22 protein-coding genes, 1 rRNA gene and 1 pseudogene (1 of these 24 cut by a window edge) are annotated in these 16,179 nt (G+C 45.5%); 21 read left to right on the top strand and 3 right to left on the bottom strand.

Going from position 1 to position 16,179, the window contains the following annotated elements:
- The first annotated feature begins 10 nt into the window (after positions 1-10).
- The 16 genes and pseudogenes from OVA33_RS03675 to OVA33_RS03600 all read left to right on the top strand — a co-directional run bounded on the left by OVA33_RS03675 (position 11) and on the right by OVA33_RS03600 (position 9,749).
- Positions 11-664, top strand: coding sequence for an adenylate kinase (locus tag OVA33_RS03675; RefSeq protein WP_007410407.1), 654 nt, complete (start codon positions 11-13; stop codon positions 662-664).
- Positions 661-1,407, top strand: coding sequence for a type I methionyl aminopeptidase (gene map / locus OVA33_RS03670; protein ID WP_007410408.1), 747 nt, complete (start codon positions 661-663; stop codon positions 1,405-1,407). Before OVA33_RS03675 ends, map begins: the two co-directional genes overlap by 4 nt.
- Positions 1,408-1,429: 22 nt before the next feature.
- Positions 1,430-1,754, top strand: a pseudogene (locus OVA33_RS03665) (KOW domain-containing RNA-binding protein).
- Complete coding sequence (infA, locus tag OVA33_RS03660) at positions 1,732-1,950, top strand: translation initiation factor IF-1 (RefSeq protein WP_003156508.1); 219 nt, start codon at positions 1,732-1,734, stop codon at positions 1,948-1,950. Before OVA33_RS03665 ends, infA begins: the two are co-directional and overlap by 23 nt.
- A 33-nt stretch (positions 1,951-1,983) precedes the next feature.
- Complete coding sequence (gene rpmJ / locus OVA33_RS03655; RefSeq protein ID WP_003156543.1) at positions 1,984-2,097, top strand: 50S ribosomal protein L36; 114 nt, start codon at positions 1,984-1,986, stop codon at positions 2,095-2,097.
- Between the two features lie 22 nt (positions 2,098-2,119).
- Entirely contained in the window at positions 2,120-2,485 is a 366-nt protein-coding gene (gene rpsM, locus OVA33_RS03650; protein WP_003156545.1) for a 30S ribosomal protein S13, read from the top strand.
- Positions 2,486-2,505: 20 nt separating this feature from the next.
- Positions 2,506-2,901: a 30S ribosomal protein S11 gene (rpsK, locus tag OVA33_RS03645; RefSeq protein WP_007410409.1), complete on the top strand. Its 396-nt coding sequence runs from the start codon at positions 2,506-2,508 to the stop codon at positions 2,899-2,901.
- 176 nt (positions 2,902-3,077) lie between these two features.
- Positions 3,078-4,022: a DNA-directed RNA polymerase subunit alpha gene (locus OVA33_RS03640; RefSeq protein ID WP_003156549.1), complete on the top strand. Its 945-nt coding sequence runs from the start codon at positions 3,078-3,080 to the stop codon at positions 4,020-4,022.
- A gap of 77 nt (positions 4,023-4,099) precedes the next feature.
- On the top strand, positions 4,100-4,462 hold the full coding sequence (rplQ, locus tag OVA33_RS03635) for a 50S ribosomal protein L17 (protein ID WP_003156550.1): 363 nt from the start codon (positions 4,100-4,102) through the stop codon (positions 4,460-4,462).
- A gap of 131 nt (positions 4,463-4,593) precedes the next feature.
- On the top strand, positions 4,594-5,439 hold the full coding sequence (locus tag OVA33_RS03630; RefSeq protein ID WP_007615256.1) for an energy-coupling factor ABC transporter ATP-binding protein: 846 nt from the start codon (positions 4,594-4,596) through the stop codon (positions 5,437-5,439).
- Entirely contained in the window at positions 5,415-6,284 is an 870-nt protein-coding gene (locus OVA33_RS03625; protein WP_017419474.1) for an energy-coupling factor ABC transporter ATP-binding protein, read from the top strand. The genes OVA33_RS03630 and OVA33_RS03625 overlap by 25 nt, the downstream gene beginning before the upstream one ends.
- The gene (locus OVA33_RS03620; RefSeq protein WP_014304219.1) at positions 6,281-7,078 is read left to right on the top strand and encodes an energy-coupling factor transporter transmembrane component T family protein; all 798 of its coding nucleotides are present in this window, start codon (positions 6,281-6,283) and stop codon (positions 7,076-7,078) included. The genes OVA33_RS03625 and OVA33_RS03620 overlap by 4 nt, the downstream gene beginning before the upstream one ends.
- 12 nt (positions 7,079-7,090) lie before the next feature.
- Positions 7,091-7,834 carry a tRNA pseudouridine(38-40) synthase TruA gene (gene truA / locus OVA33_RS03615; RefSeq protein WP_017419475.1) on the top strand — a complete coding sequence of 248 codons (744 nt, stop codon included), beginning with the start codon at positions 7,091-7,093 and terminating at the stop codon, positions 7,832-7,834.
- 159 nt (positions 7,835-7,993) lie between these two features.
- Positions 7,994-8,431 carry a 50S ribosomal protein L13 gene (gene rplM, locus OVA33_RS03610; RefSeq protein ID WP_003225844.1) on the top strand — a complete coding sequence of 146 codons (438 nt, stop codon included), beginning with the start codon at positions 7,994-7,996 and terminating at the stop codon, positions 8,429-8,431.
- Between the two features lie 20 nt (positions 8,432-8,451).
- Positions 8,452-8,844: a 30S ribosomal protein S9 gene (rpsI, locus tag OVA33_RS03605; protein WP_003225846.1), complete on the top strand. Its 393-nt coding sequence runs from the start codon at positions 8,452-8,454 to the stop codon at positions 8,842-8,844.
- A gap of 137 nt (positions 8,845-8,981) precedes the next feature.
- Positions 8,982-9,749 carry a class I SAM-dependent methyltransferase gene (locus tag OVA33_RS03600; protein ID WP_007410414.1) on the top strand — a complete coding sequence of 256 codons (768 nt, stop codon included), beginning with the start codon at positions 8,982-8,984 and terminating at the stop codon, positions 9,747-9,749.
- Between the two features lie 13 nt (positions 9,750-9,762).
- On the opposite strand, the gene OVA33_RS03595 is transcribed toward OVA33_RS03600, so the two are convergent.
- The gene (locus tag OVA33_RS03595) at positions 9,763-10,236 is read right to left on the bottom strand and encodes a DinB family protein (RefSeq protein WP_017419477.1); all 474 of its coding nucleotides are present in this window, start codon (positions 10,234-10,236) and stop codon (positions 9,763-9,765) included.
- A 130-nt stretch (positions 10,237-10,366) separates the two neighbouring features.
- On the opposite strand from OVA33_RS03595, the gene OVA33_RS03590 reads away from it, so the two are divergent.
- From OVA33_RS03590 to OVA33_RS03580, 3 genes are all read left to right on the top strand, one after another.
- Positions 10,367-10,810, top strand: coding sequence for a DUF2521 family protein (locus tag OVA33_RS03590; protein ID WP_007410416.1), 444 nt, complete (start codon positions 10,367-10,369; stop codon positions 10,808-10,810).
- A 60-nt stretch (positions 10,811-10,870) separates the two neighbouring features.
- Complete coding sequence (cwlD, locus tag OVA33_RS03585; protein WP_014416759.1) at positions 10,871-11,584, top strand: N-acetylmuramoyl-L-alanine amidase CwlD; 714 nt, start codon at positions 10,871-10,873, stop codon at positions 11,582-11,584.
- A 79-nt stretch (positions 11,585-11,663) separates the two neighbouring features.
- Positions 11,664-12,716, top strand: a complete 1,053-nt coding sequence (locus tag OVA33_RS03580; protein WP_063636895.1) for an Mrp/NBP35 family ATP-binding protein — start codon at positions 11,664-11,666, stop codon at positions 12,714-12,716.
- A 32-nt stretch (positions 12,717-12,748) separates the two neighbouring features.
- Here the strand turns inward: OVA33_RS03580 and gerD are convergent, their stop codons facing one another.
- A complete protein-coding gene (gene gerD, locus OVA33_RS03575; protein ID WP_007615280.1) occupies positions 12,749-13,306 on the bottom strand; it encodes a spore germination lipoprotein GerD in 558 nt (185 codons plus the stop codon).
- Positions 13,307-13,413: 107 nt separating this feature from the next.
- Between gerD and kbaA the strand changes: the two genes are divergently transcribed.
- Positions 13,414-14,010, top strand: a complete 597-nt coding sequence (kbaA, locus tag OVA33_RS03570; RefSeq protein ID WP_014416761.1) for a KinB-signaling pathway activation protein — start codon at positions 13,414-13,416, stop codon at positions 14,008-14,010.
- Here the strand turns inward: kbaA and pdaB are convergent, their stop codons facing one another.
- Positions 14,011-14,775, bottom strand: a complete 765-nt coding sequence (gene pdaB / locus OVA33_RS03565) for a polysaccharide deacetylase family sporulation protein PdaB (protein ID WP_025650298.1) — start codon at positions 14,773-14,775, stop codon at positions 14,011-14,013.
- Positions 14,776-15,115: 340 nt separating this feature from the next.
- On the opposite strand from pdaB, the gene OVA33_RS03560 reads away from it, so the two are divergent.
- Positions 15,116-16,179 (top strand): 16S ribosomal RNA (locus tag OVA33_RS03560) (it continues 486 nt past the right edge of the window).

Here is a 16,179-nt window from a genome sequence, read left to right as displayed (position 1 = left end):
GGAAATCCGAATGAACTTAGTCTTAATGGGACTTCCTGGAGCCGGTAAAGGCACACAGGGAGAACGAATTGTTGAGGATTATGGGATACCTCATATCTCAACGGGAGATATGTTCCGTGCTGCTATGAAAGAAGAAACACCACTCGGACTCGAAGCAAAGTCTTATATTGATAAAGGCGAGCTCGTACCGGACGAAGTCACAATCGGCATTGTCAAAGAAAGACTCGGCAAAGATGATTGTGAAAGAGGTTTTCTTCTGGACGGATTTCCGCGAACAGTCGCTCAGGCTGAAGCTCTTGAAAACATTCTTGAGGAATACGGCAAGCCGATTGATTATGTCATTAACATTAAAGTAGACAAAGACTCTTTAATGGAACGTTTGACTGGACGCAGAATTTGCAGTGTTTGCGGCACAACCTATCATTTGGTTTTCAATCCGCCGAAAACGCCGGGTGTTTGTGATAAAGACGGAGGAGACCTTTATCAACGGGCAGATGATAATGAGGAAACCGTCTCAAAACGGCTTGAGGTCAACATGAAGCAGACTCAGCCTTTACTCGATTTTTATTCTGAGAAAGGGTATCTTGTCAACGTCAATGGCCAGCAGGACATTAACGACGTGTACAAAGATGTGAAAGAGCTTCTTGGAGGATTGAGCAAATGATTATCTGTAAGACCCCTCGTGAGCTTGGCATCATGCGGGAAGCAGGGCGAATCGTGGCTTTGACTCATGAAGAGATGAAAAAGCACATTAAACCAGGAATCTCGACAAAAGAATTGGATCAAATTGCCGAACGTTTTATTGAGAAGCAGGGTGCAATCCCATCTTTTAAGGGGTATAATGGGTTTCGCGGGAGCATCTGTGTATCAGTTAATGAAGAACTCGTTCACGGAATTCCCGGTAAAAGGGTTTTGCGTGACGGTGACATTATCAGCATTGATATCGGTGCTAAATTAAATGGTTATCATGGTGACTCTGCTTGGACATATCCGGTAGGAAACATCAGTGATGATGATAAACGACTGCTGGAAGTGACAGAGGAGTCTTTATATAAAGGCTTGAAGGAAGCAAAACCAGGTGAACGTTTGTCGAATATTTCCCACGCAATACAAACGTATGTCGAAAATGAGCAGTTTTCAGTTGTTAGGGAGTATGTCGGACATGGTGTTGGTCAAGACTTGCATGAGGATCCGCAAATTCCTCATTACGGTCCGCCAAACAAAGGACCTAGGCTGAAGCCTGGTATGGTTCTCGCTATAGAACCGATGGTTAACGCTGGCAGCCGGTATGTGAAAACATTGGCTGACAACTGGACGGTTGTAACGGTAGATGGGAAAAAGTGTGCTCATTTTGAACATACGATTGCGATTACGGAAACGGGTTTTGATATACTGACAAAAGTCTAGATGATGAAATGAATTCCATGACATATGTTTTTCATTCCGCACCTGGGCAGATTGTAGGTTTACAATTGGTCGGAAGAAAAACCGGCTAGCTGCTGTCATCGGAATGAAGATTCATCATCGTGTACTAAAGCAGACGGAGAAAAGCGTACATTTCATTCTCCTTAGAAAAAGAATATCAATCATTCACCCTTTATGATTGCGTATCTCCGGAAGTTCAGAACAGTATAAACGAAACAGGGCGTGTGACAAACGGATAACTGAGATTTTCTCTTTTGAAATTTGTCAGAGAGCAAGTTACTGATTTGAAGAAGGGAGAACACTTGAATGGCGAAAGACGATGTAATTGAAGTGGAAGGTACGATTGTCGAAACACTGCCAAACGCGATGTTCAAAGTTGAACTCGAAAATGGCCATACGGTTTTGGCTCACGTATCTGGTAAAATCCGCATGCACTTCATTCGCATTTTACCTGGAGACAAAGTTACGGTAGAATTATCTCCATATGACTTAACTCGTGGCAGGATTACGTACCGTTACAAATAAAGCACTCCGGAAACTGAAGGAGGTTGGAAACACATGAAAGTGAGACCATCAGTTAAACCAATCTGCGAGAAATGTAAAGTTATTCGCAGAAAAGGAAAAGTAATGGTGATCTGTGAAAATCCAAAGCATAAACAAAAACAAGGATAATTAATAAGGAGGTGCCCAGAGAATGGCTCGTATTGCTGGTGTAGATATCCCACGTGACAAACGTGTTGTTATTTCTTTAACATATGTCTTCGGAATTGGCCGCACAACGGCTCAGCAAGTCTTGAAAGAGGCTGGTGTTTCTGAAGATACTCGTGTGCGTGATCTTACTGAAGAAGAACTTGGTAAAATCCGTGATGTTATTGACAAACTGAAAGTAGAAGGTGACCTTCGCCGTGAAGTTTCTCTTAACATCAAGCGTCTGATCGAAATCGGAAGCTACCGCGGAATCCGCCATCGCAGAGGTTTGCCTGTTCGCGGACAAAACTCTAAAAACAATGCGCGTACTCGTAAAGGTCCGCGTCGTACTGTAGCTAACAAGAAAAAATAAGTAAGGGAGGTACCTAAACAATGGCTGCTGCTCGTAAACAAAACACGCGTAAACGTCGCGTGAAAAAGAATATTGAGTCAGGAATCGCTCATATTCGTTCAACTTTCAACAACACGATCGTTACGATCACTGATACTCATGGTAATGCTCTTTCTTGGTCTAGTGCCGGAGCTCTAGGATTCAGAGGTTCTCGTAAATCTACTCCTTTTGCTGCGCAAATGGCTGCTGAAACAGCTGCTAAAGGTTCAATCGAACACGGACTTAAAACTCTTGAAGTAACTGTTAAAGGACCAGGTTCTGGCCGTGAAGCTGCAATCCGTGCTTTACAAGCTGCCGGACTTGAAGTTACAGCTATCAGAGACGTAACTCCTGTTCCTCATAATGGATGCCGTCCACCAAAACGTCGCCGCGTGTAATTTGTTTGTATAGATTTTGTGTCCCTGTCAATAATGGGTTATGATACAGTTATTTATGAAACGAATGCACCGACTCGTTGCCTGAGCACATACGGGACTAAACAATGGGGAATTTCGGATGGAATCTCATATGATTCTATTCGAGGTTTCGACGTTTTGAAGGAGGGTTTTAAGTAATGATCGAGATTGAAAAACCAAAAATCGAAACGGTTGAAATCAGCGACGATGCCAAATTTGGTAAGTTTGTCGTAGAGCCGCTTGAGCGTGGATATGGTACAACTCTGGGTAACTCCTTACGTCGTATCCTCTTATCCTCACTCCCTGGTGCCGCTGTAACATCGATCCAGATAGATGGTGTACTGCACGAATTCTCGACAATCGAAGGCGTTGTGGAAGATGTTACAACGATAATCTTGCACATTAAAAAGCTTGCATTGAAAATCTACTCTGATGAAGAGAAGACGCTTGAAATTGATGTACAGGGCGAAGGAACTGTCACAGCAGCTGATATTACACACGACAGCGATGTTGAAATCCTTAATCCGGATCTTCATATCGCGACTCTTGGTGAGAATGCGAGTTTCCGAGTTCGCCTTACTGCACAAAGAGGACGTGGGTATACACCTGCTGATTCGAACAAAAGAGACGATCAGCCTATCGGCGTGATTCCGATCGATTCAATCTTTACGCCAGTTTCTCGTTTATCTTATCAGGTAGAAAACACTCGTGTAGGCCAGGTTGCAAACTATGACAAACTTACACTTGATGTTTGGACTGACGGAAGCACTGGACCGAAGGAAGCAATTGCTCTCGGTTCAAAGATTTTAACTGAACACCTTAATATATTCGTCGGTTTAACTGACGAAGCTCAGCATGCTGAAATCATGGTTGAAAAAGAAGAGGACCAAAAAGAAAAAGTTCTTGAAATGACGATTGAGGAACTTGACCTTTCTGTCCGTTCTTACAACTGCTTGAAGCGTGCGGGCATTAACACGGTTCAAGAACTTGCGAACAAGACGGAAGAAGATATGATGAAAGTTCGCAACCTGGGACGCAAATCGCTTGAAGAAGTGAAAGCGAAACTAGAAGAACTTGGACTCGGCCTTCGCAAAGACGATTGATCTAGTTTCCATGTGAACTAGGATTTTCGTGTGTTTTTTATTTAGAAACAGCATTCCATTAAAGGAGGGGACATCACATGTCATACAGAAAACTAGGACGTACGAGTTCACAGCGTAAAGCTATGCTTCGTGATCTTACAACAGATTTGATCATCAACGAAAGAATTGAAACAACTGAAACACGTGCGAAAGAACTTCGCTCTGTTGTTGAAAAGATGATCACTCTTGGTAAGCGCGGTGACTTGCATGCTCGTCGTCAAGCTGCTGCATACATTCGCAACGAGGTTGCTAATGAAGAAAATAACCAAGATGCACTTCAAAAATTATTCTCTGACATTGCAACTCGTTACGAGGAGCGCCAAGGCGGATACACACGTATTATGAAGCTTGGTCCTCGCCGTGGTGACGGTGCACCAATGGCAATCATCGAATTGGTTTAATCACATATTTTTGTGTATCTAAAGAAGGGCGGGACAGTTTCTAACTGGATCTATGCCCTTTTTTTAGATATCAGAACTTTTTATCATGAGACAGAAAAGCAGAGCTATAGCTGAGAGGAGGTCAGGCGCCCGTGGATCAAAAACAGCTTATATCCGTAAAAGACATTCTATTCCGATACCGCAAAGATGCAGAAAGACCGGCGCTGGACGGTGTGAGTCTGGAGGTATACGAAGGAGAATGGCTTGCTATCGTAGGCCACAACGGTTCAGGGAAGTCGACTTTGGCCAGAGCGCTGAACGGGCTGATTTTGCCTGAGGCCGGAGAAATTGAAGTCGGCGGCATCAAGCTGACTGAGGATACCGTGTGGGATGTGCGAAAAAAAATAGGGATGGTCTTTCAGAATCCCGATAACCAATTTGTCGGAACGACTGTTCGCGATGATGTGGCTTTTGGTTTAGAAAACAATGGTGTTCCGCGCGAAGAAATGATTGAGAGAGTAGATTGGGCTGTCACACAAGTCAATATGCAGGATTTTCTTGATCAAGAGCCGCACCATCTTTCCGGAGGTCAAAAACAAAGAGTGGCGATCGCGGGAATTATTGCCGCGCGTCCTGATATTATGATTTTGGATGAAGCGACATCCATGCTTGACCCGATTGGGAGAGAAGAAGTCCTTGATACTGTCAGACGCTTAAAAGATCAGGGCATGGCCACCGTCATTTCGATAACACATGACCTGGAAGAAGCCGCAAGGGCGGACAGGATCATTGTGATGAACGGCGGCAGGAAATATGCAGAGGGCACGCCTGAAGAGATTTTTAAATTAAACGAAGACTTGGTTCGCATCGGTCTTGATTTGCCTTTCTCATTCCAGCTCAGCCTGCTTTTGAAAGAAAGCGGACTGGCTTTAACGAAAAACCATCTGACTCAGGAAGGGCTGGTGAATGAGCTGTGGACATTAAAATCAAAGATGTAGAACACCGCTATCAAATGAAAACACCGTTTGAACGGTTGGCTCTGTATGATATCAATGCCGTGATAAAAGAGGGCAGCTACGTTGCCGTCATCGGGCATACAGGGTCGGGCAAATCGACGCTCCTGCAGCATTTAAACGGTTTGCTGAAACCGACTAAAGGACAGCTTGAACTCGGGAGCACGATTCTGGCAGCCGGTAAAAAGAATAAAGACCTTAAGACTTTGCGAAAAAAAGTCGGAATCGTTTTCCAATTTCCCGAACATCAGCTGTTTGAAGAGACTGTGCTGAAGGACATCGCATTCGGACCGATGAATTTCGGTGTAAAGAGAGAAGACGCTGAACGGAAAGCAAAAGAAATGCTGGGGCTTGTGGGCCTTCCGGAAGACATTTTGGATCGTTCACCGTTTGAGCTCAGCGGCGGCCAGATGCGCAGAGTGGCGATTGCCGGCGTTCTCGCGATGGAGCCGGAAGTGCTGGTTTTGGATGAACCGACGGCCGGTCTTGATCCGAGAGGGCGCCAGGACATTATGGACATGTTCTATGCGCTTCATCAGCGGGGAAACCTGACTACCATTCTCGTCACCCACAGCATGGAGGACGCCGCCCGCTATGCTGACGAAATGATCGTCATGCACAAAGGAACCATTAAAGCGACGGGGAGTCCGCGTGACTTGTTTGTAAAAGGTGAAGAGATGGCCGAAATGGGACTGGATCTTCCTGAATCGGTAAAGTTTCAGAGACGGCTTGAGAAGGCTCTCGGAGTCAAGTATGAGAAACCCATGCTGACCCTGCAGGATGCCGCCAGTGAAATTAAGGCTTTCTTTCAGGAGGAAAAGGACCAATGATGGACAGCATGATTATCGGAAAGTATGTTCCCGGATCATCGCTTATTCACCGATTGGACCCGCGAACAAAACTTGTCAGCATCTTTCTTTTTGTATGTATCGTTTTTTTAGCAAACAACGTACAGACGTACGCTTTGCTCGGTTTGTTTACATTCGGGGTGATTGCCTTAACACGCGTGCCGTTCAGCTTTTTGCTGAAGGGGCTTAAGCCGATTATCTGGATTGTGGCGTTTACCTTTTTATTACACATTTTCATGACACATGAAGGATCTGTCATTTTTCAGCTTGGCTGGTTTAAAGTGTATGAGGGCGGACTTATACAGGGGATTTTTATCTCCCTCCGTTTCGTTTACCTTATCTTTATGACGACGCTGCTGACGCTGACAACAACGCCGATTGAAATAACGGATGGAATGGAGCAGCTCCTGAATCCTTTTAAAAAGGTGAAGCTGCCCGTACACGAACTCGCATTGATGATGTCGATATCGTTGCGATTTATCCCGACATTGATGGAAGAGACAGATAAAATCATGAAGGCGCAAATGGCAAGGGGTGCGGACTTTACAAGCGGTCCGGTGAAAGACAGAATCAAAGCGGTTGTTCCGCTGCTTGTCCCGCTGTTTGTCAGCGCCTTTAAACGCGCGGAAGAGCTCGCGGTCGCTATGGAGGCGAGAGGCTACCAGGGCGGTGAGGGGAGAACGAAATACAGAAAGCTCGTCTGGACCGGAAAGGATACCGGAGCTATTCTGCTCATCATCGTATTAGCCGTGTTATTGTTTTTCTTAAGAAGTTAGAGGTGCTGCTGAATGAGAGTGAAATGTACCATTGCTTATGACGGGCATTTATTTAACGGATATCAGGTTCAGCCTGGAAAGCGGACCGTTCAAAGTGAATTGGAAAAAGCGCTGGCCGTCATCCATAAAACGGACGGCAGAGTGCCTGTTTACTCATCCGGCCGCACGGACAGCGATGTTCATGCTGCCGGACAGGTCATTCATTTTGATACGCCGCTGTCCATCCCGGCTGAGAAATGGCCGTTTGCGCTCAATGCCCTGCTGCCTGATGATATTGCCGTCAAAACAGCAGAGATTGCGGATGATGGGTTCCATGCACGATTTAGCGCGGTCCAAAAGGAATATCGCTACATTGTATATACGGAGAAACACCCGGACGTATTTAAACGACATTACGCTTACCATTTTGCATATCAGCTTAATGTGCAGAAAATGAGGGAAGCTTCAAGGCACCTCATCGGGACACATGATTTCACAAGCTTTTGCGCGGCTGATACCGCGGTTCAGGATAAGGTCAGAACGATTTACGAGCTGGATTGGACTGAGACCGGGGACGGCCTGCAGATGCGGATCACCGGAAACGGTTTTCTCTATAATATGGTCAGAATCATTGCCGGAACGTTATTGGATACAGGAGCTGGAAAATTTTCTCCCGATGATGTAAAAGCAATGCTCGAAGCGAAAGATCGCGAAGCCGCGGGGCGCACCGCACCGGGGCACGGGCTGTATTTATGGAGCGTTTGCTATGACAACTAAACCAGGTGTAACATTTTCTTGACAGAGTCTGCATAAAGTTATAAGATATCATATGGTATGTATTTCAACCCCACGATAAGCCCCGGAACTTATTGTGTTGTGAAATAGAACGTAATCGTAGATTATTGAAAATGACAGATCATTTAGGAGGGAAATTCAATGCGTACAACACCTATGGCTAACGCAAGTACTATTGAACGCAAGTGGTTAGTTGTTGATGCTGCTGGCAAGACTCTAGGACGTCTTTCTACAGAAGTTGCATCTATCCTTCGCGGGAAACACAAACCGACTTACACACCGCACGTTGATACTGGAGATCATGTGATCATCATCAACGCTGAAAAAATCGAGTTAACTGGTAAAAAGTTAACTGATAAAATCTACTACCGTCACACTCAACATCCAGGCGGATTAAAATCAAGAACAGCTCTTGAAATGCGTACAAACTACCCTGAGAAAATGCTTGAGCTTGCTATCAAAGGCATGCTTCCAAAAGGTTCTCTAGGTCGTCAAATGTTCAAAAAATTGAACGTATACCGTGGTTCTGAGCATCCACATGAAGCACAAAAACCTGAAGTTTACGAACTTCGCGGTTAATTAAAAAGGAGGTTACCAATTTGGCACAGGTTCAATATTACGGTACTGGCCGTCGTAAAAGTTCTGTAGCGCGTGTGCGCTTAGTTCCAGGAGAAGGTCGTATCGTCGTTAATAATCGTGAAATCAGCGAGCACATTCCATCTCCAGCTCTAATCGAAGATATCAAACAACCATTAACTTTAACTGAAACAGCTGGTACTTATGATGTTTTAGTAAACGTACATGGAGGCGGCTTATCTGGTCAAGCTGGAGCAATCCGTCATGGTATCGCTCGTGCTTTGCTTGAAGCAGATCCAGAATACCGTGCAACACTTAAACGTGCTGGTCTTCTGACTCGTGACGCTCGTATGAAAGAACGTAAAAAATACGGCCTTAAAGGCGCTCGTCGTGCACCTCAGTTCTCAAAACGTTAATCGTTTTGGATTGCAAAAACCACAACTTCTTGGTTGTGGTTTTTTTGTATTTTTTTCTCATATTCAAGAGGTTATCCGATGTTTTTCTAGAATTGTTTGTTATACTCTATTCATTACCAATAAGGAGCGCAGTTATAATGAATAAGTTAGTCATACATAACAGCAAGGCATGGGATAAAAAAGTCGAAACAGGCAATGAATGGACGGTTGCGGTTGATTCTCATACGATTGGTGAAGCGAAAAAAGGCAATTGGAGCATCAGGATGACCCCCGGAAAAGATGTGCCGGCGGATTGGTTTCCGCCCATAGACGGTCTGAAGGTTCTTTGTCTCGCTTCAGGAGGAGGACAGCAAGGCCCGGTCCTGGCTGCTGCAGGAGCGGATGTCACCATCTTTGACAATTCGGAAAAACAGCTTGCGCAAGACAGAATGGTTGCCGAGCGGGACGATCTTACGCTTCGGACTGTCAAAGGCAGCATGAATGATCTGAGCTGTTTTGATGATGAGTCATTTGATTTTATCGTGCACCCGGTATCGAATTGCTTTGTTGATACGGTTCTTCCTGTATGGAAAGAAGCTCATCGCGTATTGAAAAAAGGCGGGTCTTTAGTCTCCGGTTTTGTAAATCCCGTCGTGTTCTTATTTGATATGGATTTAGAGCAGGAAGGCGTACTAAAAGTAAAGTATTCCATTCCGTTTTCGGATGAAAAAGATCTGAGTAAGAAAAAGGTAAAGGAACTTATTGATAATCATGAAGCGCTTGAATTCGGCCATACGCTGGAGGATCAAATTAAAGGTCAGATTGACGCAGGCTTTATGGTTGCCGGTTTTTACGAAGACAAAGGCGGCCTCGTGCTGGATGAATACATTAATACATACTCCGTAACAAGAAGCATTAAAATATAAAAACGGCATCCCGTCAGAGGTGCTGTTTTTTTGCGGCTTTTTCCTGCGGACGGCTGATCACATTAGCCGAAACCGGTTCTATTCCAATTTCTCTGGCCCAAACCGACAGTTGTCCGATATGGTGAATCTCATGCGCAAGGATGTGGCGGAGAATATCTTCTTTAGGAAAGGTTTGGTCCATCCAGTCCGGCGTAACAAGATCCGGTCCTTTGCGGGAGACCGCATGAATGACATCCTCCCGAAACTGTTCAGACAGCTTTCTGAGATCCTGAATGCTCGTATAGTCAGACTCAGCAGGTAAAACATCACCTTTACCTAAAATGGCACGAGCCCAGCTGATCTCGACATCAATGATATGAAATAAAGTCCGCAAGATGCTCTCCATTCCGCCCGTCCGGGTTTTCGTCAGTTCCTCCCGGCTCAGCTTTTCACATATCATAAACCACTCGTCACGCACCGTCCAATTGTATTGAAACAGCTTTTTCATAACGTCACCTCAGCTCTTTCTTCTTCCAGTTAACATAAAACTCCTTCATTTGGGAGGATTTCCACTATCAACAAAGCATGCTTTTTCCCTTTTCCTTTCAAAATAACAGTAAAAAGGAGCGTGGCTGGCAATGGCAGAAGTATTATCTTTTTCAGACGTGAAACGGCAGAAGGATTTTGAGCTTGAGAAGAGTTTACTAAAGGAGCTGTCACTGACGCAGATCATTCAGTCCGTAAAAGCATGTCTTACCCCTTTGTTTCCCTTTCTTCAAGACGAAAACGGCATTCTGAGTGAAGGATGCATAGATTTTGCAATTGAAGCGTATTTATTAGGCGGCCGGTTCGGCGTCTTTGGCTATTATGGTGAGTCTTTGCAGAGGGCAAACGCCCGTTCGGCTGAAGAAGAGGAAGAACTGACGGTCGATTTTTTTGAATATCTTTGCAATTGGACGCATGAGCAATATTCTTCCGTTGAACAAAAAGAAATCTATGAAGCGTCCTGCCGGTTTATCAACAGCTGGTGGACGGAAGGATTTCTGCAAAGAGAAAAACAATGTAAGCTCCGTATGAGGTAATCATAATTTCTTCCCTTGTCCCATACTTATTAATAACGGGGACAAGCGGGAGGGAAAGGTATGGCAAAAAAGCTGAAATGGCTCGGTTTTTTACTTGGCTTTATCATATTATTGTGTTTATTCCGGTTTCAATTCCATAATGATGATTCCTGGCGGCCGTGGAGTCTGCCGCTGAGCGGAAAAATCATCTATCTCGATCCGGGACACGGCGGGCCGGACGGAGGCGCCACGGGAGGCAGTCACCTTGAAAAGGACATTACTCTCGAAGTGGCCTCCAGGGTAAGAGACTATTTGCAGGAGCAGGGAGCTTTGGTCATTATGACGCGGGAGACGGATACTGATTTAGCTCCTGAAGGGACGAAAGGCTACAGCAGACGCAAAGCGGAAGATCTGAGAAAGCGCGTGGAAATCATCAACCGTTCAGAGGCGGAGCTTTATATCAGCATTCATCTGAACGCCATACCGTCACCGAGATGGAGCGGCGCCCAAAGCTTCTACTATGGAAAATACGAAGAAAATGAAAAAGTGGCAAAATATATACAGGACGAATTGAGAATCAATTTGGAGAATACAACGAGAAAGGCGAAACGGATACACGGCATTTACTTAATGCAGAATGTAACCAAACCGGGCGCGCTGGTGGAAATCGGATTTCTGTCCAATCCCGCGGAAGCGAAAAGGCTCGGACAGCCCAAATATCAGGACAAAATCGCTTCTTCCGTGTATAAGGGCGTATTGAGATACTTCACAGAGAAAGGAGACCCTCCCGAGTAAGGAGGGTTTTTCGCCGATTCTATGTTTAATATATGGTATAATACCATTTGTAAACGAATACACAAAGGGTGAGGGTTCGATGATAAGAGAAGATGAAGTAAGAAATATAGTCGGAAACATGCGCGAACCTTTTCTTCATAGACCGCTGGGAGAATTGGATGCCATTAAAGAAGTGAAGGTCAAGCCGGAAAAACGGCATGTCAGTGTAAAAATTGCATTGGCAAAAACGGGGACGGCTGAACAGATGGGCATTCAGCAGGAAATCGTATCCGTTTTGAAAGAAGCGGGTGCTGAAACTGTCGGACTGCGGTTTGAAGAGCTGCCGGAAGAAACATTGGCGAAATTCAGCCGGCCGGCTGCTGAAAGCAAAACCCTGCTGAATAGGAAACATCCGCCGGTCTTTCTTGCGGTGGCAAGCGGAAAAGGCGGTGTCGGCAAATCAACGGTTTCCGTCAACCTGGCCATTTCTCTTGCGCGGCTCGGCAAAAAAGTCGGCTTGATCGACGCGGATATATACGGATTCAGCGTGCCGGACATGATGGGTATTACAGTTCGCCCGACAGTTGAAGGAGAAAAACTGCTTCCTGTCGAAAGATTTGGAGTAAAGGTTATGTCGATGGGCTTTTTCGTCGAAGAAAACGCTCCGGTTGTGTGGAGAGGGCCGATGCTGGGCAAGATGCTGAATAACTTCTTCCATGAAGTTGACTGGGGAGAGGTTGACTATATCGTTCTCGATCTGCCGCCCGGCACGGGTGATGTGGCGCTCGATGTACACACGATGCTTCCGAGCTGCAAAGAGATTATCGTATCGACGCCGCACCCTACAGCCGCATTTGTAGCGGCGAGAGCGGGTTCTATGGCGATTAAGACCGATCATGAAGTTGTAGGGGTCATTGAAAATATGGCTTATTATGAAAGTGCAAAAACCGGCGAGAGAGAATATGTGTTCGGTCAAGGCGGGGGAGACAAGCTTGCAGAGGAATTGCAGGTGCCGCTGCTTGGCAGAATTCCTTTAAAACAGCCTGATTGGGACAAGGACCAGTTTGCGCCTTCTGTCTATGACAGAAGTCATCCGATCGGGGAAATTTATATGGGAATCGCCCAGAAAGTCATTGGAAAAACAGCTGAATAAAAAAGGGGCCGGGATCAACACGGCCCGGCCTTTTATTGGCTTTCTTTTTCAGAGCTTGAAGCCGCTTTTTTCAATTCATCCTCGAATTGCTTTTTGAAAAGCGGGCTGGAAAGTGTCTCTGTAATTACATCTTCTAAGTAACTGCGGAACTTTTGGCTTTTCACCAGCTCATAGTATTTTTTATCCATGCCGGGGTCCTGCATGATCTGCATAAAACTTTTCTGATAATCAGGGTCTTTCATCAGTTTTTTTATGATTTTTTCGTGCTCGGGCTGAAGCGTTTTTGCAAAGCTCTCGGCGAACTTTGAGTCTTCAAAGATGGTTTTCCAGAACTCCGCCCCTTTTTTAGAGGTGAGGGTTTTCTCTATTGTGCCTTTAATGGCATTTTGATCAATCACCAATGCCTCATTCATCGCATCATCATTTAATATTTCCTTAATTGCTTTTTTTCCATCATCTGTCTTTAATATATCAACAACCATTTTTTTAGTCTGGTCATAATCCATATCCGCTGCTTGGTCTTTTGGAGCACAAGCTGTTACAGATAATACAACAAAACAGCTTATCAATAGCGTTTTGGCTTTTGACATGCATAAGCTCCTTCCTTACTTGTACTTATTTTTAATATGATTCATCGGAATGGATTTATACATAACAAAATATCGCTGAACGCGATTGTCAGGGGGATGAATAAGAGATGAAAAGCCGCGGGCTTGTTCGATTTTTCTTTTCGATTTTAGCTGTGGGCGCTCTTATTACAAGCGTCGTGGGATTTGCACTGAAGTGGGGGGAGTACAAGGGGTTCTTCCTGAATTTTGATGCCGGTCAGATTTTCTCCGTTCTGATCTGGTTTATCGGGGTAGGCATGATTTTCAGTGTGATCAGCCAGATGGGATTCTTCGTTTTTTTGACGGTGCACCGGTTTGCCCTTGAAATTCTCAGATCAAGCTCGCTTTGGAATCTGCTTCAGCTGTTTATCATTCTGTTTGTCGCTTTTGATTTAATGTACGTCAGATTTTTGTTTTTCGGAGAGCGGGATGACTCGATTGCGGGGTTTGTCTGGCTGCCGCTGGCTCTGCTTGCCGTCGGCCTGTTGACGGCGTATATAAAACAAAAGCAGTCCTCAAAAAATACGTTCGTTTCATCATTATTTTTAATGGTCGTTATTACAGCGCTTGAATGGGTTCCCGCGCTACGAGTGAATAATGAGGACTGGCTTTATTTGATGCTGATTCCGCTGATGGGCTGCAATGCGTTTCAGCTGCTAATGCTGCCGAAGTTTGCCCAGAGGTAGTTATTTCACTTCTGATGACTTGACGTCAGTATTTGCGATCAGGTCGCCGACTGTCACGTTTTTCAGTCCTTTTTGCTTTAAATTGTGAATGATGGCGGGGAGCGCTTCTTCAGTCTGTGTTGCTGAATCAGAGGCGTGCAGCAGGACAATGTCGCCGCCTTTTATATGACTGTTTACATTTTCAATGATTTTATCAGGGCCGGGATTTGTCCAATCCTGCGAGTTAACGCTGTAATGAACCACTGAATAGTGGTACTTCTGTGCAATGGTAAGAACCTTTTTATTAAATTGTCCGGTCGGCGGGCGGAGTAAATGAACATTCTTTACACCCAGCTTTTTAAATGCGGTCTGGGCCCGGAGGATATCTTTTTTTATTTCATTGTCCTCTAGGTTCGTATAATTTTTATACGCATATCCCATGCTGCCGATTTGATGTCCGTCTTTTATCATACGTTCAACTGTGTCCGGGTGCCGTTCCGCCCAAGAAGCTGACAGAAAAAAAGTGGCGTTTTTAATACCGTTTGCTTTTAGCGCGTTCAGAATAGGAACCGCCTTTTCGTCGCCCCAGCTGATATCGAATGTTAATGCGACTTCGCCCGCTTTCATCTCCCCTTTTGAAATAGCCTTCGGGCCGCTATCAGTTAAAAATACAGGAAGGGGGACGGCTCTCTGTATATAAAAAAAGCTGGCTGCTGCAAATGCGGCAATGATAATAATAAGCAGCTGTTTTATCCTTCTGATGTGCCACACGTAGAAGTGATTCACTGATGACGCCTCCTTATCTTGTCCATGCTTGATTACATCGTATGCCGCGGCGGAGATGAATATAACGAAATACGTTTCAAAAAAAATGAAAAAAACACTTGCTAAATTTAAAGAATGCATGGTATATTATTAAACGTCGCTGATGAACAGCAGACAACAACAAAAAGCTTCGGAAACAACTTAAAAAAAGTTGTTGACATAAAAGAAGCTGAGTGGTAAGATAATAAAGCTGCTTCAACAAGCGGTAATGATCTTTGAAAACTAAACAAGACAAAACGTACCTGTTAATTCAAAGTTTTAAATAAATCGCACAGCGATGTGCGTAGTCAGTCAAACTACTTTATCGGAGAGTTTGATCCTGGCTCAGGACGAACGCTGGCGGCGTGCCTAATACATGCAAGTCGAGCGGACAGATGGGAGCTTGCTCCCTGATGTTAGCGGCGGACGGGTGAGTAACACGTGGGTAACCTGCCTGTAAGACTGGGATAACTCCGGGAAACCGGGGCTAATACCGGATGCTTGTTTGAACCGCATGGTTCAGACATAAAAGGTGGCTTCGGCTACCACTTACAGATGGACCCGCGGCGCATTAGCTAGTTGGTGAGGTAACGGCTCACCAAGGCAACGATGCGTAGCCGACCTGAGAGGGTGATCGGCCACACTGGGACTGAGACACGGCCCAGACTCCTACGGGAGGCAGCAGTAGGGAATCTTCCGCAATGGACGAAAGTCTGACGGAGCAACGCCGCGTGAGTGATGAAGGTTTTCGGATCGTAAAGCTCTGTTGTTAGGGAAGAACAAGTGCCGTTCAAATAGGGCGGCACCTTGACGGTACCTAACCAGAAAGCCACGGCTAACTACGTGCCAGCAGCCGCGGTAATACGTAGGTGGCAAGCGTTGTCCGGAATTATTGGGCGTAAAGGGCTCGCAGGCGGTTTCTTAAGTCTGATGTGAAAGCCCCCGGCTCAACCGGGGAGGGTCATTGGAAACTGGGGAACTTGAGTGCAGAAGAGGAGAGTGGAATTCCACGTGTAGCGGTGAAATGCGTAGAGATGTGGAGGAACACCAGTGGCGAAGGCGACTCTCTGGTCTGTAACTGACGCTGAGGAGCGAAAGCGTGGGGAGCGAACAGGATTAGATACCCTGGTAGTCCACGCCGTAAACGATGAGTGCTAAGTGTTAGGGGGTTTCCGCCCCTTAGTGCTGCAGCTAACGCATTAAGCACTCCGCCTGGGGAGTACGGTCGCAAGACTGAAACTCAAAGGAATTGACGGGGGCCCGCACAAGCGGTGGAGCATGTGGTTTAATTCGAAGCAACGCGAAGAACCTTACCAGGTCTTGACATCCTCTGACAATCCTAGAGATAGGACGTCCCCTTCGGGGGCAGAGTGACAGGTGGTGCAT

The sequence above is a fragment of the Bacillus sp. KICET-1 genome (assembly GCF_027721405.1).
GTDB classification, from domain to species: domain Bacteria; phylum Bacillota; class Bacilli; order Bacillales; family Bacillaceae; genus Bacillus; species Bacillus velezensis.
The sequence above is the reverse complement of the archived record's forward strand: the minus strand, read 5'-3'. Positions and strand labels throughout refer to the sequence as shown.